General features: G+C 63.1%; 17 protein-coding genes. 13 read left to right on the top strand and 4 right to left on the bottom strand.

What is annotated here, in order from left to right:
* The first annotated feature begins 166 nt into the window (after window positions 1-166).
* The 6 genes from ACR9YP_RS30980 to ACR9YP_RS30955 all read left to right on the top strand — a co-directional run bounded on the left by ACR9YP_RS30980 (window position 167) and on the right by ACR9YP_RS30955 (window position 6,065).
* Entirely contained in the window at window positions 167-784 is a 618-nt protein-coding gene (locus ACR9YP_RS30980) for a flavin reductase family protein (RefSeq protein ID WP_474217798.1), read from the top strand.
* Between the two features lie 119 nt (window positions 785-903).
* Window positions 904-1,854 (top strand): PDR/VanB family oxidoreductase, encoded by a 951-nt coding sequence (locus tag ACR9YP_RS30975; protein ID WP_438109539.1) that lies wholly within the window; start codon window positions 904-906, stop codon window positions 1,852-1,854.
* Between the two features lie 18 nt (window positions 1,855-1,872).
* Window positions 1,873-3,213 carry an aromatic ring-hydroxylating dioxygenase subunit alpha gene (locus ACR9YP_RS30970; protein WP_474217797.1) on the top strand — a complete coding sequence of 447 codons (1,341 nt, stop codon included), beginning with the start codon at window positions 1,873-1,875 and terminating at the stop codon, window positions 3,211-3,213.
* Entirely contained in the window at window positions 3,210-3,686 is a 477-nt protein-coding gene (locus ACR9YP_RS30965; protein ID WP_091887573.1) for an aromatic-ring-hydroxylating dioxygenase subunit beta, read from the top strand. The genes ACR9YP_RS30970 and ACR9YP_RS30965 overlap by 4 nt, the downstream gene beginning before the upstream one ends.
* Before the next feature lie 7 nt (window positions 3,687-3,693).
* Entirely contained in the window at window positions 3,694-5,310 is a 1,617-nt protein-coding gene (locus tag ACR9YP_RS30960) for an ATP-dependent acyl-CoA ligase (RefSeq protein ID WP_474217796.1), read from the top strand.
* A 26-nt stretch (window positions 5,311-5,336) separates the two neighbouring features.
* Window positions 5,337-6,065, top strand: a complete 729-nt coding sequence (locus ACR9YP_RS30955; RefSeq protein WP_474217795.1) for an SDR family NAD(P)-dependent oxidoreductase — start codon at window positions 5,337-5,339, stop codon at window positions 6,063-6,065.
* A 4-nt stretch (window positions 6,066-6,069) separates the two neighbouring features.
* On the opposite strand, the gene ACR9YP_RS30950 is transcribed toward ACR9YP_RS30955, so the two are convergent.
* The 4 genes from ACR9YP_RS30950 to ACR9YP_RS30935 form a co-directional block, all read right to left on the bottom strand.
* Window positions 6,070-6,552: a MarR family winged helix-turn-helix transcriptional regulator gene (locus tag ACR9YP_RS30950; RefSeq protein WP_474217794.1), complete on the bottom strand. Its 483-nt coding sequence runs from the start codon at window positions 6,550-6,552 to the stop codon at window positions 6,070-6,072.
* On the bottom strand, window positions 6,552-7,043 hold the full coding sequence (locus tag ACR9YP_RS30945; protein ID WP_438109535.1) for a MarR family winged helix-turn-helix transcriptional regulator: 492 nt from the start codon (window positions 7,041-7,043) through the stop codon (window positions 6,552-6,554). Before ACR9YP_RS30945 ends, ACR9YP_RS30950 begins: the two co-directional genes overlap by 1 nt.
* A gap of 140 nt (window positions 7,044-7,183) precedes the next feature.
* Complete coding sequence (locus tag ACR9YP_RS30940) at window positions 7,184-8,752, bottom strand: indolepyruvate oxidoreductase subunit beta family protein (protein ID WP_438109534.1); 1,569 nt, start codon at window positions 8,750-8,752, stop codon at window positions 7,184-7,186.
* Window positions 8,749-10,908: a thiamine pyrophosphate-dependent enzyme gene (locus tag ACR9YP_RS30935; protein WP_438109533.1), complete on the bottom strand. Its 2,160-nt coding sequence runs from the start codon at window positions 10,906-10,908 to the stop codon at window positions 8,749-8,751. The genes ACR9YP_RS30940 and ACR9YP_RS30935 overlap by 4 nt, the downstream gene beginning before the upstream one ends.
* 352 nt (window positions 10,909-11,260) lie before the next feature.
* Between ACR9YP_RS30935 and ACR9YP_RS30930 the strand changes: the two genes are divergently transcribed.
* The 7 genes from ACR9YP_RS30930 (at window position 11,261) to ACR9YP_RS30900 (ending at window position 17,999) form a co-directional block, all read left to right on the top strand.
* Complete coding sequence (locus tag ACR9YP_RS30930; RefSeq protein WP_474217793.1) at window positions 11,261-12,364, top strand: cupin domain-containing protein; 1,104 nt, start codon at window positions 11,261-11,263, stop codon at window positions 12,362-12,364.
* 51 nt (window positions 12,365-12,415) lie between these two features.
* The gene (locus ACR9YP_RS30925) at window positions 12,416-13,324 is read left to right on the top strand and encodes a fumarylacetoacetate hydrolase family protein (protein WP_438109532.1); all 909 of its coding nucleotides are present in this window, start codon (window positions 12,416-12,418) and stop codon (window positions 13,322-13,324) included.
* Window positions 13,324-13,761, top strand: a complete 438-nt coding sequence (locus tag ACR9YP_RS30920; protein ID WP_438109531.1) for an acyl-CoA thioesterase — start codon at window positions 13,324-13,326, stop codon at window positions 13,759-13,761. The genes ACR9YP_RS30925 and ACR9YP_RS30920 overlap by 1 nt, the downstream gene beginning before the upstream one ends.
* Window positions 13,758-14,465 carry a hypothetical protein gene (locus ACR9YP_RS30915; protein ID WP_474217792.1) on the top strand — a complete coding sequence of 236 codons (708 nt, stop codon included), beginning with the start codon at window positions 13,758-13,760 and terminating at the stop codon, window positions 14,463-14,465. The genes ACR9YP_RS30920 and ACR9YP_RS30915 overlap by 4 nt, the downstream gene beginning before the upstream one ends.
* A gap of 330 nt (window positions 14,466-14,795) precedes the next feature.
* On the top strand, window positions 14,796-15,902 hold the full coding sequence (locus ACR9YP_RS30910; protein WP_438109529.1) for a TRAP transporter substrate-binding protein: 1,107 nt from the start codon (window positions 14,796-14,798) through the stop codon (window positions 15,900-15,902).
* A 112-nt stretch (window positions 15,903-16,014) separates the two neighbouring features.
* Window positions 16,015-16,578 carry a TRAP transporter small permease subunit gene (locus ACR9YP_RS30905; protein WP_370988573.1) on the top strand — a complete coding sequence of 188 codons (564 nt, stop codon included), beginning with the start codon at window positions 16,015-16,017 and terminating at the stop codon, window positions 16,576-16,578.
* Window positions 16,575-17,999: a TRAP transporter large permease gene (locus ACR9YP_RS30900; protein WP_438109528.1), complete on the top strand. Its 1,425-nt coding sequence runs from the start codon at window positions 16,575-16,577 to the stop codon at window positions 17,997-17,999. The genes ACR9YP_RS30905 and ACR9YP_RS30900 overlap by 4 nt, the downstream gene beginning before the upstream one ends.
* Window positions 18,000-18,347 lie beyond the last annotated feature (348 nt).

Here is an 18,347-nt window from a genome sequence, read left to right as displayed (position 1 = left end):
ACAGGGCGGTGAAGTTCGGCAGCAGGGCATCACGACAGCGGCTGATGCCGTTGCGCGCTTATTTGACCTCGTCATATGTCTATGACCAAATAAAACGTCTCGCATTTGGCTGCGGGGCCTAACTTCTCAGCCGTCAGCTCCGTTCGCGCGCGCAATTGGGGGACCGATGCTCTTCGATATGGGTCAGCTTCCGGCGGATATCCGCTACAAGATCCTTACCGCGACCGTTACGCCGCGACCCATCGCGTGGGTGACGACGAGGTCGCGGGATGGGATCGCCAATGCGGCGCCCTTCAGCTTCTTCAACGTTCTCGGGCATGAGCCGCCGACGGTGGTGCTCGGCTTGCTGCGTCATCCGCAGCGAGGCTTGAAGGACACGGCGCAGAATATCGTCGAGATGGGTGAGTTCGCCGTCCACCTGGTGCCGCACCAGATGGCAGAAGCGATGAACGCGACCGCGGTCGATGCTCCCTCCGAGATCGACGAGATTGAGATTGCGGGGCTGGAGACGCTCCCCGCGCAGATGATTTCGCCTCCGCTCATCAAGGGATGCCCGGTTGCGTTCGAATGTCGCTCCCTCTCGGTCCATGAGACCGGACCCCGGCAAATCGCCGTGATCGGCGAGATCGTCTGCGCTCACGTGGCCGAGCAGTTCGTGATCGACGCGCGCCGAGGCCATATCGATACGGTCAACCTCGACCTCATTGCCCGCATGCACGGCTCGGGTTGGTATGCGAGGCCTCGCGAGCTCTTCCAGCTGGTGCGGCCGGCACCGATCGAATAGGGGCGGCCGGCGCCAGGCCTCGGGTTGGGCCCAACGCCTGTCGACCCGAGCGAGCGATTGACATCCAAATTATTATATGTCTAAAAATATGCAAATTCATATATTGCAAGACCCGGCCAATGGACACGCATCCGCTGAGGCTCAAGGTGCAGTCGGTCACGGCGGAGACGCCGACGATCCGAGGCCTTCTGTTCGGCGTGGAGGGCGGTGCGGTTCCGCGATGGCAGGCGGGTGCGCATATCCGCGTGTCGCTGCCAAGCGGGGGAGACCGGCCTTACTCGCTGATGGCCCTGCCGGGCCTGCCCGAGGGAGTCCTTGCGCTCGGCGTTCTGCGCGAGCTGACGTCGACCGGCGGCTCGGCCTTCATGCATGCGCTCGAGATCGGCGATGTCGTGACGGCTTCGGCGCCCGTCAACAATTTCCCGCTGCATGAGGACGATGCGCCTGCGCTGCTGTTCGCCGGCGGCATCGGCATCACGCCGATCCTGTCCATGGCGGCCGAGCTGAAGGCGAGGGGCGTTGCCCACCATCTTCACTACGCCGGACGGGCGCCGGGTCTGCTGGCGTTCCTGCCGCAACTGGAAACGGTGTGCGCGAGCACCCTGTCCGTCCATTACGACAACGACGCTTCGTGCCTGGACATCGCAGCGGCGCTGCACTGCTCGCCTGCGAACGCCCATGTCTATGTCTGCGGTCCCGCAGGCATGATCGAAGCGGTGAAGGCCGCAGCTCTCGCCAGCGGCATTGCCGCCGATCGCATCCACGACGAGCTCTTCAAGGCGGAGCCGCCCGGTGCGCCGAACCGCCAGTTCGAGGTGGAGCTCAGATCGACGGGCGAGGTCATCCCGGTCGCGGCCGATCGCAGCATCATCGAGGCGCTGGAAGCGGCGGGGCACGAGGTTCTCTTCGACTGCCGGCGCGGCGATTGCGGCATCTGCCAGTGCGGCGTGGTCGCAGGCGTTCCCGATCATCGCGATGTCATCCTGAGCGACGCCGAGAAGGCGTCCAACAAGGTCATGCAGATCTGTGTATCGCGCGCAAAATCGGAACGGCTGGTGCTGGATCTCTAGGACGAGGACAGGAACGTCATGGGTGGATACGGTGGAAATGCGCGGTCGATCGCAGCGCTGGTGCGCGAGGCGGAGGTGCATCGCGACGTCTACGTCGATCCTGAGATCTTCGAGCTCGAGATGGCGCATCTGTTTCCCAACAGCTGGGTCTATGTCGGCCACGCGAGCCAGTTGGCGAAGCCCGGCGATTTCATCACCGCCAATATCGGCCGGCAGCCGGTGATGGCCAGCCGCCATACTGACGGCTCCATTCATGTCTTCTACAACCGTTGTCCGCATAAGGGCGTCAAGATCGCCTCGGAGCCTTGCGGCAATGCCGGAAAGTTCTTTCGTTGTCCCTATCACGCATGGTCGTTTAGGACCGACGGCTCGCTGCTCGCGATCCCCTTGAAGAAGGGCTATGAGAGCACCGGTTTCGGCGACACCCAGGCGAATGAAGGCCTGTCGAGAATCAAGAACGTCGCGATCCATCGCGACTTCATCTTCGCGCGGCTGAGCGAGACCGGCGTGTCCTTCGAGGACTATTTCGGTCCGAGTCTTTCGACCATCGACAACATGGTCGACCGCTCGCCACAGGGCAAGCTCGAGGTCGTGGCCGCGCCGATCCGCTACATGCACACCTGCAATTGGAAGATGCTGGTCGAGAACCAGACCGACACCTGTCATCCCATGGTCGCGCACGAGAGCTCGGCGGGTACCGCGGTCAAGGTCTGGAAACGCGAGCAGGGCGATTCCACGGAGACGCCGATGGCGGTGCAGCTCTACGGCCCGTTCATGAGCCCGTACGAATTCTACGAGCAGAGCGGCATCAGGATCTGGCCCAACGGCCATGGCCACACCGGCGTCGCCAATTCGATCCATTCCAATTATTCCGACGTCGACGGCTATCTCGAACAGATGGTCGCGGCCTATGGCGAGACGCGGGCTCACGAGATCCTCGGCGAGGTCAGGCACAACACCGTCTATTTCCCGAACGTCATGGTCAAAGGCGCCGTCCAGATCCTCCGCAATTTCATCCCGGTCGCGGTCGACAGGACGCTGGTCGAGAGCTGGGTCTATCGCCTGGTCGGCGCGCCCGACAAGCTCTACGAGCGTGCCCTGATGTATAACCGCTTCATCAACGCGCCGACCTCGATCGTCGGGCACGACGACCTCGAAATGTACGAGCGGGCGCAGGAAGGCCTCAAGTCCAACGGCAATCAGTGGATCAATCTGCGCCGCCTCTACGAGCCCGACGAACAGCCTGATGTCACCGCCGTCATCAACGGGACGTCCGAGCGGCAGATGCGCAACCAGTTTCACGCCTGGGCCAAATTCATGACCATGGACATGGACAAGCATCCCGAGGCCGCGGAATGATCGACGAGAAAGCCGTCACGGATTTCATCTATCGGGAGGCCGAGCTGCTCGACACCATGCAGTGGCAGAGCTGGCTCGATCTGTTTCATCCCGAAGGGCGCTATTGGATGCCGCTCGAATGGCAGCAGCAGGACCCGGTGCTCCAGCCGTCCCTGATGTACGAGGATCTGCTGCTGCTCAAGGTGCGGGTCGAACGCCTCGCCGGGGAACGCACCTTCAGTCAGAAGCCGAAGAGCCGGTGCCACCATCTGCTTCAGGCGCCACGTATCATCGCCTGCGATGCTGCGGCCGGCGTGTTCAGGGCGCGCACATCCTACATCTACACCGAGACGCGCGGCGACTTGCTGGAGCGGTATTCGGGATGGGCATCACACGATCTCGTGCAGGTCGGCGACGGCCTGAAGATCAAGCTCAAGCGCGTCGATCTCGTCAATTTCGACGCGCCGTTCGGCAATATTCAGCTTTTCATGTGAGTGTATCTTGACCGCTGCGACCACAGTCTACGCCCGCTTTCGCGACACCGCGCTACGCCGCGGCGAGGCCGGCTTCCTCAACGTGTTGCCGGAGACCGCCGGCATCTACGGCATCGCAGCCGGCGAGATCTCCTACCGCGCGATGTTCGCGCGGATCGAGGCCCGGCGGCAGGCGTTCGCGGACCGCGGATATGGCGAAGGACACAGGGTCGGGCTTCTGCTCCAGAACCGGCCGGTGTTCATCGAGCTGTGGTTTGCGCTGAACGCGCTTGGCGTTTCCGTGGTGCCGATTAACCCCGATCTGCGCATGAGCGAGCTCGAATACATCATCTCCCATTCCGAGATGAATGCCGCCTTCGTTCTCGCCGAGCGCTGCGCCGAGGTGGCGACGGCGGCGCGCCAGGCCTGCCGGCCGATCCCAGTCGTCACCGACGACGGCGACGTTCCCGCGCCATACGACGGTGCGCGGCCGTTGCGGCCGGCGGGCGGCGCAACGGAATGCGCGCTGCTTTACACCTCCGGCACAACCGGGCAGCCGAAAGGCTGCGTCCTCACCAATGAATATTTCCTGCACAGCGGAAACTGGTATCGCGACGCCGGCGGGCTGATCGACCTGAAGCCAGATGGCGAGCGCATGATCACGCCGCTGCCGCTGTTCCACATGAACGCCATGGCGGTCTCGCTGATGGCGATGGTCTCGGTCGGTGGCAGCCTGACCATGCTCGATCGATTTCACCCGCGCAGCTGGTGGGCCTCGGTGAGGGAGAGCCGCGCCACGTGCCTGCACTATCTCGGCGTCATGCCGTCCATGCTGATGAGCGCCGTGCCGTCGGAACAGGACCGGCAGCACAATGTGCGCTTCGGGTTCGGCGCCGGCGTCGACAAGCTGCTTCATGCCCCCTTCGAGGCGCGCTTCGGCTTCCCGCTGATCGAGGCCTGGGCGATGACCGAGACCGGCAGTGGCGGCGTGATCGCCGCCAATGCCGAGCCGCGCAAAGTCGGCACCAGCTGCTTCGGGCGTCCGGCACAGGAGATCGAGACTCGCATCGTCGATGATCGAGGCGTCGATACGCTAGGGCAAACGCCGGGCGAGCTGCTGGTGCGGCGGGCCGGCGCGGACCCGCGCTATGGCTTCTTCCGGGAATACCTCAAGAACCCCGAGGCCACGGCGGAGGCCTGGGCCGGAGGCTGGCTGCACACCGGCGATATCGTCGCGCGCGATGCGGATGGCGACCTGCATTTCGTCGACCGCAAGAAAAACGTCATCCGCCGCTCCGGCGAGAACATCGCCGCGGTCGAGGTCGAATCCGTCCTCAATCGTCATCCCGCGATCCGGCAGGCCGCAATTGCGGCGACCCCGGATCAGCTGCGCGGCGACGAGGTCGCGGCCGTCATCATCGCCGAGAAGGCCGGCGCCGACCGCGCGCTTGCCGAGACCATCGTGCGCTGGAGCCTGGAGCAGATGGCCTATTACAAGGCGCCCGGCTGGATCTGCTTCGTCGAGCGGCTGCCGCTCACCGCAACCGAGAAGATCCAGCGCGGCGGCTTGAAGGATCTCGTCGCCAGGCTGATGCAGGACGGCGCGTTCTTCGATCTCCGCGAGATGAAGCGGCGGCAGGTCTGACCCGGAAAGCCCGCAGGACACCGATCATGAGCCAGATACGCACCACACTCATTACCGGGGGAAATTCCGGGATCGGCGAAGCGCTGGCGAGGAGGCTGGTCGACAAGGGACAGCGCGTGGTCTCGGTGGGGCTGGAGAAGCCGGGCTGGACGCACGATCTGCTCGCGGCCTATTGCGCGGACCTGACCAGCCTTGAGGAGGCGCGGGCCATCGCGCAGGAGATTGGCGCCAACCACGCGATTGATTGCCTCGTGCACAATGCCGGCATCATCCTGCCGAACCTGTTGCCGGATGCAAAGCCCGAGGACATCCTGGCGCTTGCGCAGCTGCATCTCGGCGCACCGATGCTTCTGACCCAGGCCGCTCTGGATGGCATGATCTCGCGCCGTTTCGGCCGCATCGTGTTCGTCAGCTCGCGCGCGGCGATGGGCGCCGTGACCCGCTCGGCCTATTCCGCCACCAAGGCCGGCGTGCACGGCATGGCGCGGACATGGGCGCTGGAGCTGGCGTCCAGCGGCATCACGGTGAACGTCGTCGCGCCGGGCCCGATCCTGACCGACAATTTCTGGGGCATCATCCCCAAGGATTCCGAGCGGCAGGAGCGAATGGCGCGCAACGTCCCGGTCGGCCGGCTCGGTGCGCGCGAGGACGTGGCGCACGCGGTCGAATTCTTCCTCGACGAGCGCTCGGATTTCGTGACGGGGCAGGTGCTGTATGTCTGCGGCGGCACCAGCCTGGTCGGCCTCGGCCCCTGATGGATCAGATCTGGTTCTGCTTGATGTTTTCGACCATCCTGGCGAGCACCCGTGCGCAGATCTCGATCTCGTCGGGATCGATGCCGGCGGTCAGCCGCTCATAGTTCTTTTCCATGATGGGCCAGATCTTGCGCAACAGCGCCTCGCCGTCCGGCGTCAACGCCACCACCCGGCGGCGCTGGTCGTCCTCGGCGATCTCGCGCTTGACGAAACCCGAGGACACCATCAACTCCACCATCCTGCTGGCGGTCGACTGCTCAGTCACGGCGAGAACCGCGACCTCGTTGACGGTGAGAGTCTTGTAGATGAACAGGATCGACAGTGTCCGGAACACGACGTTGTTGATGCCGTGCTCGCTGAGATCGCGGTTCTGGTCGAGGTTCCAGCGATTTGCCAGCCGATTGAACAGATAGGGGATGTAGGCTTGCAGCTGTTCTCTTGACCGCGGCGGTCCGGATTTCCACCTGCTCTTGGAGTCTTTCGCCATTATTTCTTGCGACTTTGCTTCTTGCTCTGGGTACGAATTTTTGCCGAAAGAGACCGCAGCACCGACAGCGCATTATCCAGTTCGCCGGCCGAAATGGTCTCGAGCCTTTGGCTGAGATGCCTCTTGTGCATGTCGGCGGCCTTCCGGAACAGGGCTTCGCCCTTCGGCGTGAGGCGGACGATGAAGGACCGGCGATCCTCGCTGGACATCTCCTTGCTGATGAGATCGTCGGCCAGGAGACGCTGCACCAAACCCGAGACGTTGCCGCCGGAAACCTTCAGGTTCTGCGACAACTGCCCGAGCGCGAGGCCGTTCCTGTCGCGGTCGAGTTGAGCCAGCACGTCGAACTTCGCCAGCGACAAGCCGAACTCCGAGTTCAGGAGCGCGTTCAGCGACGCGAAGATGTCACCGTGCAGCGACAGCAGCTGCAGCCAGAGCCGGGTCTCGATCTGCCCGAGGGGAACGGTGTTCTCTTTCAGTGCTGCCGGCATTGCGTGACCAGGGGTCCGGGTTCGTCTGGCGGAGGTATTCCGAAGGTCGTCGGCCCCGATTAGCGCACCGGGAATCGCAGTCAAGCAGCCCGATTCTGACCCGCGTCAGCTTGAACGGCAATCCGGCGCTAAGGTCAATCTCATGAGGCGAAGCTCTTGATGGTCTGGATCACGCCGTCGAGCTGCTTGCCCGGGCCGTCCTTCAGCGCCGCCTCCCGCAGGCGGCGCGCCCAGTCGGCGGCATCCTCGCGCTGCGCAACCAGCGTGATCGCAGCCAGCGTCCTGTCGAACTTCGACAGGCCGCGGCTGTGGGTATCGGAATAGCCCTTGACCAGCCGGCGGCATTGCAGGATCTCGACGCCGAGCTGGTAATTGGTGCGGACCGCCGCGGTGGCGGCCTTGAGCCATTCGTCGCGATGCGCCGTCTCGATGGCGTGACGCCGTGAGCGGCGGCGCAGGCCCCGGAGCCCGCCCACGACATAGAGCGTGAGAAACCAGGGCAGCGAATAGGTCCGCACCCGACGTCCCCTGTTGATGCGGCGATCGAGCCAGCCCATGAGGCGCGGCTTGGTCTCGAGCCAGCGACCAAAGCCCGCGGGCAGCACCCCCATGACCTCCTCCATGCGGGGATGCATGAATTCGGTGGTCTGCAGCACCTGACCTTGCGCCAGCTCCAGCTCGCCCTCGATCCGCGCGCGGCGCGCCGCGCGTGTCTTCAGGTCGGCAACGCGAATGACATCGTCATAGGTCATGGCATTGGCGAGGTACTTTGCAGCCATCCGTGTGAAGGCAAAGCCTCTGTCCGCGCCACCGGCGCTGCGATCGGCGGCGTGCACCACGCCGAGAATGTCGAGATATTCGGCGCCGTAAGCGATGTCCTGGAAGTCGACCACCTTTTTCAGGCCGGCATGGGCCAGGTCGCGTGCGGGTTGCGGCAGCTCGTGTTTGAGCCGTTCGAGCAGTTTGGCCAGCCGGGGATCGAAGGGCGCAGGCGAGGGGCTTCGCTTGTTTTTCTCCGGCCGGGGGGCTGCGGCGACATCGGGCGCCCCGATGTGGACACGTTCAAAAGCGGCTTGGAAGGTGTCAACGCTCGCCTTGGCCCCTTTCTCGCCGGCGCGAATTACCGCGAGATAGCTGTCGCGGTCGAACGGCAGCACGCCGGTGGCCGCGAGCGCGCCGAACATCGCAGCGGAAATGACGCTGCCATGTGCGATGGCCAGGGCGTTCATGTCGAAGATGATTTCGCTCTTGGCGGCAACACCGATCGCCCCTCGCACGGCGCCGTCGTCGGCGATGCCGTCGCCCGGCGCGATCTTCTCGCCGATGGCAAAGGACCGGTGATTGGAGGCGATCAGGGTGGTGCGGTCCGGCGTCACCAGCCCGCGCAGGATCGAGCGTCCAGCTTCCATGAATTCGGCCGCCATCACGACGTCGACATCGCCGGGGGTCGGCATCAGTGACAGGATCGGCTTGCGTCCATCGAGCGGCGGCATCGCCTCGATGTAATAGATCGTGGCGCCGGTCCGCTGCGCGACGCCGGGTACCGAGGTCGACTGCGCGACCCAGCCGTGATTCTCCGCGAGCTGGACGATCCAGTCGGTCAGCACGCCGCCACCCTGGCCGCCCATGGCGAGGATCGCGATCGAGATCGGGCGCTCGGTCGCTTCGCCGGCCGCGGGAAGCGCAAGTCGAACCGTCTCGTCTCTCATGTCAGGGCCTCGAGCGCCGGTCGGCGGCGCTCGCGCCGCTGTTGCAGCCAGCCGATCACCGTCATCGCGACGTTCGACTTGAACCTGTCCCAGCGGGTCGGATTGTGAATGACGTCGGCGCGGTAGAACGAGGGGCACAGCACGGCGGCCTCGGCGACTTCGCCGCAATTACCGCAGCCGACACAGGAATTGTCGATCGCTGCGACCGGATCGTCGCGCAGGGGATCGTCGAGCTGTTTCACCGAGAGGGACGGGCAGCCCGACAGGCGGATGCAGGCGTGGTCGCCGGTGCAGACGTCTTCATCGACACCGAAGCGCTCTTTGACAATGCGCAGCCCGTCCTTGATCGCCTTGCTCGTCTGCGGCTTCACGCGGCGCTGTTTGTTCAGCATGCATTCGGACGAGGCGACGATGACCTTGGGACCCTCATCCTTCGTCGTCAGCGCCTCCTTCAGCGTATCGCGCATCCTGCCGACGTCATAGGTGCGGTCGATCTGCCGCACCCACTGGGCACCGATGCCTTTCACGGCCTGCACGATCGAATTGTTGGTCTTGCGCCGCTTGTTGACCGCGCGGGACGACAGGATGTCCTGGCCGCCGGTTGCCGAGGTGTAAAAATTGTCGACGATGACGAATACGCCGTCATGCTTGTTGAAGACGGCGTTGCCGATGCCGCTGGTCAGCCCGTTGTGCCAGAAACCGCCGTCGCCCATGACCGCGATCGAGCGCTTGTCGGCCTTGACGTTGAATGCGGAGGTCGAGGCCGGACCGAGGCCGAAGCCCATCGTCGTCGCACCGATGTTGAAGGGCGGCAGGATCGAGAACAGATGGCAGCCGATGTCGGCCGAGACGTGGTGCTCGCCGAGTTCTTCTTCCACCAGCTTCATCGCGGCGAAGATCGGCCGTTCCGGGCAGCCGGTGCACAGGCCCGGCGGCCGGGCCGGCACGACCTGCTTGAGCTTCTCGACCGCCGGATGATTGAGCACGGGAACAGCATCCGGTGCCGGCGGCCTGTTGCCGAGCAATCTCGGCTCCGTCTTCTCGAGGAATTCCCTGACACCGCCGAGCAGGACCTGCGCGGTGTAGTCGCCGCCCATCGGCAGCACGTCCTTGCCGTGGACGCGCGCCTGGATGTCCTTGCGCCGCAGCACGGTATTGATCGCCTGCTCCAGATATTCCGGCTGGCCTTCCTCGACGATCAGGACGGCGTCCTTGTCGAGGCAGAACTCCGCAACTTCCGTGTCGATCACGGGGTAGGTGACGTTCATGACGTAAAGCGGGATCTGCGTATTGCCGTAGGCATCCGAGAGCCCGAGATATTGCAGCGCGCGGATGACATTGTTGTACATGCCGCCCTGCATGATGATGCCGACCTTGCCGCGCTTCGGTCCCATCCATTCGTTCAATTTGTTGTCGCGGATGAAGCCGATCGCCGCTGGCATGCGCGTCTTGATCTTCTCCTGCTCATGCTCATAGGCCGCCGGCGGCAGTACGATGCGGCCGACGTCGCGCTTGGGATTATTGAGCGCGTCCTTGATCGTGTGCGCCGGCCTGACATTGTCCTTGCAGGCGAAACTCCCATGCATGTGGCAGGCGCGAACGCGAACTTCCAGCATCACGGGCGTGTTCGAGCATTCCGATAGCTCGAAACCCTTCTCGATCAGGTTGACGATGCAGTCGTGGTCGGGCCGTGGATCGAGCAGCCACATCTGCGATTTCATGGCGAAGGCGTGGGTGCGCTCCTGCATGATGGAGGAGCCTTCGCCGTAATCTTCGCCGACGATGATCATGGTGCCGCCGGTGACGCCGCCGGAGGCGAGATTGGCGAGCGCGTCGGAGGCGACATTGGTGCCGACCGTGGACTTCCAGGCCACCGCGCCCCGCAGCGGATACATCACCGATGCCGAGAGCATCGCCGCGGCGGCCGCTTCGTTGGCCGAGCTCTGGAACACGACGCCGAGATCGTCGAGCACGTCCTTGGCGTCGGCCAGCACGTCCATCAGATGCGAGATCGGCGAACCCTGGTAGCCGCCGACATAGGCCACACCGGATTGCAGCAGCGCCTTGGTGATGGCGAGGATGCCTTCGCCGCGGAAGGTGTCGCCCGCGCCGAGCCGGAGATCTTCGACCTCGCGAGCGAAAGACCGTTCAGCCATTGCGTCCTCCAGAAGTATGCATTACCATAATTTTACATATGAAGTAAGTCAACGTCCGGACATGCTGCCAACCCAGTTCGGGAGCGTTCGTGACCAAGCGACAGGGTAGGGCCGATGCTCAAGCTGCCTCGCGTCAAGGCTGCCGCCGTGCAGGCTTCATCTCGGCATCTTAGCGCGAGCGCAATGGCCGACAAGCCGGCGCAGGTCTCGCTGGCCTGCCGCGACGATGTTCCCGGCCATCTCCGTTTGGAACTGGATGGTCGATCCCTGGCCATCAATGGATGGCACGCTTCGATCCAACGACGCCATAAGACGCCACGCAGGACTTGGAGCACAGGACTTGGAGGATGAGATGCGCGACAACGTGATCGGCCGGGCCAATGTCGAGGACACTCCGGAGCTCAAGGCCTATTACAAGGATCTCGAGAAATACGAAGCCGGTGCTTTGTGGACGGTCGCCAACAAGATCGAGCCTTGGCAGCCGCAATCGGCGTCCGTTCCCGTGCTCTGGCGCTACGGCGATCTGCGCGAACATGTGCTGCGCTCGGTCGAGCTGGTCTCTCCGGAAAAAGCCGGGCGTCGGGTGATCTATCTCAACAATCCCGGTCGTCGCGACGTATCGGCAGCGGTCGGCTGGCTCTATTCGGGCTTGCAGGTCATGCATCCCGGCGAGGTCGCCTCGGCCCACGCGCACTCGGCTTCGGCCCTGCGCTTCATCATGGAAGGCTCCGGTGCCTACACCGTCGTCGACGGCCACAAGATGACGTTAGGGGCCCGCGATTTCGTGCTCACACCAAACGGCACCTGGCACGAGCATGGGGTCGACGCCGGCGGCTCGGTGTGCATCTGGCAGGACGGGCTCGACATCCCGCTCGTCAACGCGCTCGAAGCCAATTTCTTCGTGGTGCATCCCAACATCCAGCAGGAAGAGTCCGGCTATCCCGTCGACGACATGACCAAGACCTGGGGCAACCCCGGGCTTCGCCCGGTGAACGCGCCGTGGTCGAAGGGCTATTCGCCGATGTTCAAATATGAGTGGGAGCCGACCTACGAAGCCTTGCAGAAATATGCGGCTGCGACCGACGGCTCGCCTTACGACGGCATCCTCATGAACTATGTCAATCCGATCACCGGCGGGCACGTGATGCAGACGATCGGCGCGAGCATGCAAATGCTGCGGCCGGGCGAGAAGACGACATCGCACCGGCATACCGGAAGCTTCATCTACCAGGTCGCCAAGGGCAGCGGCTATTCCGTCATCGCAGGCAAGCGCTTCGAATGGCAGGAGCGCGACATCTTCTGCGTTCCGTCCTGGGCCTGGCACGAACACGGCAATGCCTCCACGAGCGAGGACGCCTGCCTGTTCTGCTTCAACGACCTGCCTGTGATCGAAGGTCTCGGCCTCTATCGGGAAGAGGCCTATAGCGACAATGCCGGCCATCAGCCGGCGGCCTGACATCACGTTGCTCCCTGCGAATTTCAACGGAAAGAGTCGGATCAAGCTTCCATGCGTCTCGTGACCTATACCTTCGGCTCCGGCGGTGTCCGCCTTGGAGTGCTCGTCAACGGGCTGGTCGTCGATGTCGAGCGCCTCGGCGCATCGTCCGGTCTGGCATGGCCGAACGACATGCTGTCGTTCATCGACAACAACGCGACGCTGTTGCCGGCGCTCAAGGACGGCCTCGAAAGCGCCAATGGGCGCCTGCCGGCCGGCGCTGCCGTTCCCCTCGAGGACGTGAGGCTCCAGGCGCCGATCCCGCGGCCGCGCAAGAACATCTTCGGCATCGGGCTCAATTATCGCGCGCATGTCGCGGAGTCCGCCAAGAGCCTGGACACCGACAAGGATCTGCCGAAACAGCCGGTCGTCTTCTCCAAGCCGCCGACCTCGGTGATCGGTCCGGGCGCGGCGATCCAGCACAATGCGAAGATGACGCAGCAGCTCGACTGGGAGGTCGAGCTTGCCGTCATCATCGGCAGGACCGCGACCCGCATCACGGCCGAGAAGGCGATGGACCACGTGTTCGGCTATTCGGTGATGATCGACATTTCCGCGCGCGACAACCGCCGCGCCGGCCAGTGGATCTTTTCCAAGGGCATGGATACTTATGCGCCGTTCGGTCCCTGCATCGTGACGGCGGACGAGATTGCCGATCCACATGACCTGCGGCTGTGGCTGACGAAGAACGGGGTCACGAAGCAGGATTCCAACACCAAGTACATGATCTTCGACGTTCCGGCCTTGATTGCCGACATTTCGTCCGGAATGACGCTGGAGCCAGGCGACATCATCGCGACGGGAACGCCGGAAGGGGTGGGCGCGGGCATGACTCCGCAGGAATGGCTGTGGCCGGGCGACGTCGTGGAAGCCGGGGTCGACGGCGTCGGTGTCATCCGGCACCCGGTCGTCGCGATCTGATGACGGCGTTCTCGTTCGACCGCAAGCTACGGTTCGCGGACTGCGATCCCTCCGGAATCGCCTACTTTCCGGCCTATCTGAACATGCTCAACGGAGTCGTCGAGGACTTCTGGGAGGCGATCGGATTTCCCTGGCCCGGATTGATCACGCTCCGGAAGATCGGCACGCCCACCGTGCATTTGACCTGCGATTTCTCCCGGCCGTCGATGTTCGGCGACCTCTTGACGTTCAAGCTGCGCATCGGCCGGGTGGGTGGATCATCGCTGCATTTGGCTCATGTCGTCTCGGGCGCGGATGGCCTGCGCTGGCGTGCCCGTCAGATCCTTGCCGCAACCTCGCTCGTGGATCACCACGCCATTCCGTGGCCCGACGATGTCCGCGCAGTGCTTGTCGCGCATCTGAATGTCGATGAGGAAATTGAAGCAGCGCCATCATGATCTCCTTGTTCATGACATTCGTCGACCCGACGGGCGGACGGCGCGTCGGATCGGACGCACTGGACTCCGCCGCGGCGCTGGTCGGGGCGGTCACGGAGATGACCGAGGGCCTGCTGTTCACGCCGCTGGAGCAATCGGTCGATCATCCCTACAAGGCCGACGGTCCGGGGCCAGCCTTCGCGCTGCAATTGCGGTTTCCGGATCTGTTCGCTTGTGAAGCTGCGCTGGAGCGCGACGGAGCGCTCGCCAGCCTCGCAACCGGCGGCGGATTATCTAGCCTCACCGGATTGGACGTAACCCACCAGGTGATGCTGACACGCTCCTTTCCGGTCGATGTCGCCGCGCATCCCCCCGGCACGACCACCCCGTGCAGCTACCTCGTGCACTATCCCGGGCCGGCAGACGACATCAACGCCTGGCATCTGCACTATCTCGAGCATCACCCCTCGATCATGCGGACCTTCCCGGACGTCCGCCAGATCGAGATCTATACCCGGATCGATTGGGTCGACCGGCTGCCGTCGCGGCGGGTCGAGCACATGCAGCGAAACAAGCTGGTGTTCGATAGCCCGGCTGCGCTCTCGCGCGCGCTAAGCTCCGACGCGATCAAGCGCATGCGCGCGGACTTCGTTCAGTTTCCGCCGTTCGCAGGCGGCAACAAGCATTTTCCGATGCTGACGCGAACGGTTGCATCTAAATCTTAGAGCCGCGAGCGCCCGCAAAGGGGACATCGGCGGACAACGTCAAATGGAGCAGGCAGCTCCGCCCGAGAGGCGGCCGAGATAATCGTCCAAGGCTTCGTCGGCATGAATATCGGCCACGGTGCAACAAGCAGCGGTACGTCCGTCCGCGCGGCCGACGCAAGAACGCGCCACGCTGCGGTAACCTGACGCTTGCTGCGGCTAGAAAGCAAGATGACAACTTGCGGCCATGGTGGCAGAATGGTGACAGACGTGGTTTGAAGTTCAGGCGACCAAGAACAACGAAGAAAAAGCGATCGCCCCGGTCACGTCGTCCAAGGGAGGAGATGGCTCATGAAACGCATGTTTCTGGGGTTAGTCGCCGTTGCCCTGATCGCTTCGGCGTCTGTCGTATCCACCACTGCAGTCATGGCGCAGACGAAAGTGTTGAAGATGCAGGCCACATGGCCGGCGTCGCTCACGCTCTATGACAACTTCACCTATTTCGCCGACCGGGTGAACAAGCTGTCGGCTGGAGCGCTGAAGATCGAGGCAATGCCCGCTGGCCAAGTCGTGCCGGCGTTCGAGGTGCTGGACGCAACCCACAAGAGGGTGCTCGACGGAGCGCATGCGTGGGCCGGCTACTGGACCGGCAAGAACAAGACCGCGATCCTGTTCACTGGCGGTCCCGGCGGCACCTTTGGCATGGACTTCATGGACGTGATGGGTTGGCTCTATCACGGCGGCGGCCTCGACCTATACAACGAGTTCTATCAGAAGGAGCTCAAGCTCAACCTCGTCGTGTTCCCCATCCTGCCTGCGGGGCCGCAGGCGTTCGGCTGGTTCAAGAAGCCAATCCAGACGGTCGAGGACATGAAGGGCATGAAATGCCGCCAGACCGGCATAGCCGGCGAAGTGTGGCAGGCCCTCGGCTTCACGGTGGTCAACATGCCGGGCGGAGAAATCATTCCCTCTGCGCAACGCGGCGTGATTGATTGCGCAGAATGGGTCGGCGGCATCGAGGACCTGCAGCTCGGCTTCCACAACGTCTGGAAGTACCATTATTCGCCCGGCTTGCATGAGAACGTGACGATCGGCGAGATCGTCATCAACGGCGATGTGTGGAAGGAGCTCAGCCCGCAGCATCAGGAGATCATCAAGTCGGCGGCCAACGAGACATTCCTGGTCTGGTGGACCAAGTGGCAGCGCCAGAACGCCGATGCACTGATCGAGATGCAGCAGAAGCACGGCGTGCAGATCCTGCGCACGCCGACGGAGATCCTGCTGGCCTTCATCAAGAAGTGGGACGAGATCGCGGCGGCCGAGAGCGCCAAGAACCCGTTCTTCAAGAAGGTGCACGAGTCGCAGAAGGCCTATGCCAGCGCCGTGGTGCCGTACAAGCGGTCCTATTTCCCGCCGTACTCCTTCATGGCGAACTACTACTTCCCTCTCGAGAAATAGGACTTCCTCCGAGGGCGGCCGCTCAGGCCGCCCCCCATTGATGCGGCTCATGCGCCCGCTCTGCGTCGCGCCGCAAATGCGCCGCCCGGACAGTCAAGGGAAGGGGCGAGGGATGGCTGAGATAACAGGCAGGCAGCCGCCGGCACTGCTGGCCATAATCAGGATCATCGACGGCTTCACGGACCGGACCGGCACGATCATCTCGTGGCTGTCGGTGCCGCTGGTCCTGGCCGTCGCTTACGAGGTTGGGGCGCGTTACCTGTTCAACGCGCCGACTATATGGGTCTATGACGCAACCTACATGCTCTACGGCTCGCTATTCATGCTCGGCGCCGCCTACGCGCTGCACAAGGGCGCTCATATCCGCACCGACTTCTTCTGGGAGAAGTTCTCGATCCGCAGGAGGGGCTGGATCGATACGATCTCCTATGTCGTCTTCTTCTTCCCGAGCCTGATCATGCTGTTCCTGATCAGCTGGAACGAATTTCACTACGCCTGGCTGATCAACGAGACTTCGGACCAGACGCCGTGGCGGCCCGTGCTGTGGCCGTTCAAGTTCATCGTGCCGTTCGCCTGCCTCCTGCTGCTGATCCAGGGCGTGTCCGAACTGATCAAGAGCATCTACATGGCGCGCACCGGCGTCGAGCTCGAGCACAAGGAGAAGGTCGAGATATGACCGCAGAAGCGCTCATCGGCGTCGTCATGCTGCTGGTGCTGCTCGGCGCGATCTTCATCGGTGTGCCGATCTCGTTCACGTTGCTGTTTCTCGCCTTTTCGTTCGGCTACTGGGGCATGGGAGCGACGGTCTTCGAGCTCGGCTACTTCCAGACTATCGGCATGATGAAGGAAGAACTCCTCGCCGCCGTGCCGCTGTTCATCTTCATGGGCTTCATCACCGAGCAGGCGGGACTCATGGAACGCCTTTTTACGGCGTTCCGCATGATGCTTGCGCCGGTGCGCGGCGCACTCTTCCTCGTCGTCATCCTGACCTCGACTGTGTTCGCGATGGCGACAGGCATCGTCGGCGCAGCCGTCACCGTTCTTGGCATCATGGCCTCGCCGATCATGACGAAGGCGGGTTATGACGCCAAGCTTTCAGCGGGCACCATCACGGCGGGCGGCACGCTCGGCATTCTCATTCCCCCGTCGGTCATGCTGATCGTGATGGGCCCGGTGCTCGGGGTATCGGTCGCCGATCTCTATGCTGCAGCCTTCGGGCCGGGCTTCCTGCTGGCCGGCATCTACATCGTCTATCTGATGGGCCGCGCCTTCCTGAACCCCAAACTTGGGCCGCCGGTGCCAAAGGATGAGCGGATCTACTCCGTTCGCTACATCGCGCGCGAGGTGATCGTCGGCACGCTGCCGCTGCTCGGGCTCATCACGGCGACGCTCGGCTCGATCATCGGGGGCCTTGCGACGCCGACGGAGGCCGCTGGCATCGGCAGCGTCGGCGCTCTGGTGCTGGCCATCGCATATGGCAGGTTCTCGTTCGCCGGACTGCAGCGCGCGCTGACCTCGACGATGGCGACGTCGAGCATGGTCCTGCTGCTGGCGGTCACATCGAACATCTTCGGTGCGGTGTTCGCTCGCCTCGGCTCGGCGAACTGGATCACCGAGACGATGCTCGGCCTGCAGTTGCCGCCGAGCTTCATGCTGATTGTCGTGCTCTTTCTCATTTTTTTGCTGGGTTGGCCGTTTGAGTGGCCAGCCATCATCCTGGTGTTCCTGCCGATCTTCTATCCCGTTGTGAAGGGCATGGGCATCGACCTCATATGGTTCGGAGCGTTGGTTGCGGTGGTGCTGCAGACCGCCTTTCTGTCGCCGCCGGTCGCCATGTCGGCGTACTATCTCAAGCAGGTGGTCAAGGGCTGGAGTCTCGCGACGATTTATGCCGGCATGTTCCAGTTCATGATTCTGCAGGTGTTATGCGTTGCGCTTATGATCGCTTTCCCCGGCATTGCGACCTGGTTCCCGCAGACGCTGCACGAGACGTCGCGCAGTCAGGTCATCCCCGAGGAGTACAGGAAAATCCTGGAGCAGCAGAAGCAAGCACCGTCCCTGGAAGACGAGGATTGGTTGACACCAAAAAAGAAGTAGCCGGACGTCTGCGTGCGCTGCGCTGTTCAAGGATTACGGATTTATGACGGTGGGATGTCGATCCATCTCATCCCCCATGCGAATTGAACACTTGGCAGAAGAAAGGGGCCATATCGGTCGGTATCCGAGCGTGGAATACATTTTCTGCCGTGTGTGTACCGTTTCACATCTTGTACGTGAAACGATGCTACCGTTGGCCTGAAAGTCCCGTTTATTTCCGGCCCAACGTCAGCATTTTTTTGGCAATTGTAGTTCTAGGGGCTCGTAAATGAGTAGTCGTGATCGGGTCTGCGACCGCATGGTCATTCTGCACCAACGTGTCTGGTCGCTCAATTCTCAGCTTGCAGA

The organism is Bradyrhizobium sp. BR14999, from assembly GCF_056106085.1.
This window is presented reverse-complemented; position numbering and strand designations above follow the sequence as displayed.

Bases quoted from the DNA above. Each gene is read 5' to 3' on its own strand.
- ACR9YP_RS30980 (WP_474217798.1), top strand. From the start codon at position 167: ATGCTCTTCGATATGGGTCAGCTTCCGGCGGATATCCGCTACAAGATC.
- ACR9YP_RS30975 (WP_438109539.1), top strand. From the start codon at position 904: ATGGACACGCATCCGCTGAGGCTCAAGGTGCAGTCGGTCACGGCGGAG.
- ACR9YP_RS30970 (WP_474217797.1), top strand. From the start codon at position 1,873: ATGGGTGGATACGGTGGAAATGCGCGGTCGATCGCAGCGCTGGTGCGC.
- ACR9YP_RS30965 (WP_091887573.1), top strand. From the start codon at position 3,210: ATGATCGACGAGAAAGCCGTCACGGATTTCATCTATCGGGAGGCCGAG.
- ACR9YP_RS30955 (WP_474217795.1), top strand. From the start codon at position 5,337: ATGAGCCAGATACGCACCACACTCATTACCGGGGGAAATTCCGGGATC.
- ACR9YP_RS30950 (WP_474217794.1), bottom strand. From the start codon at position 6,552: ATGGCGAAAGACTCCAAGAGCAGGTGGAAATCCGGACCGCCGCGGTCA.
- ACR9YP_RS30945 (WP_438109535.1), bottom strand. From the start codon at position 7,043: ATGCCGGCAGCACTGAAAGAGAACACCGTTCCCCTCGGGCAGATCGAG.
- ACR9YP_RS30940 (WP_438109534.1), bottom strand. From the start codon at position 8,752: ATGAGAGACGAGACGGTTCGACTTGCGCTTCCCGCGGCCGGCGAAGCG.
- ACR9YP_RS30935 (WP_438109533.1), bottom strand. From the start codon at position 10,908: ATGGCTGAACGGTCTTTCGCTCGCGAGGTCGAAGATCTCCGGCTCGGC.
- ACR9YP_RS30930 (WP_474217793.1), top strand. From the start codon at position 11,261: ATGCGCGACAACGTGATCGGCCGGGCCAATGTCGAGGACACTCCGGAG.
- ACR9YP_RS30925 (WP_438109532.1), top strand. From the start codon at position 12,416: ATGCGTCTCGTGACCTATACCTTCGGCTCCGGCGGTGTCCGCCTTGGA.
- ACR9YP_RS30920 (WP_438109531.1), top strand. From the start codon at position 13,324: ATGACGGCGTTCTCGTTCGACCGCAAGCTACGGTTCGCGGACTGCGAT.
- ACR9YP_RS30915 (WP_474217792.1), top strand. From the start codon at position 13,758: ATGATCTCCTTGTTCATGACATTCGTCGACCCGACGGGCGGACGGCGC.
- ACR9YP_RS30910 (WP_438109529.1), top strand. From the start codon at position 14,796: ATGAAACGCATGTTTCTGGGGTTAGTCGCCGTTGCCCTGATCGCTTCG.
- ACR9YP_RS30905 (WP_370988573.1), top strand. From the start codon at position 16,015: ATGGCTGAGATAACAGGCAGGCAGCCGCCGGCACTGCTGGCCATAATC.
- ACR9YP_RS30900 (WP_438109528.1), top strand. From the start codon at position 16,575: ATGACCGCAGAAGCGCTCATCGGCGTCGTCATGCTGCTGGTGCTGCTC.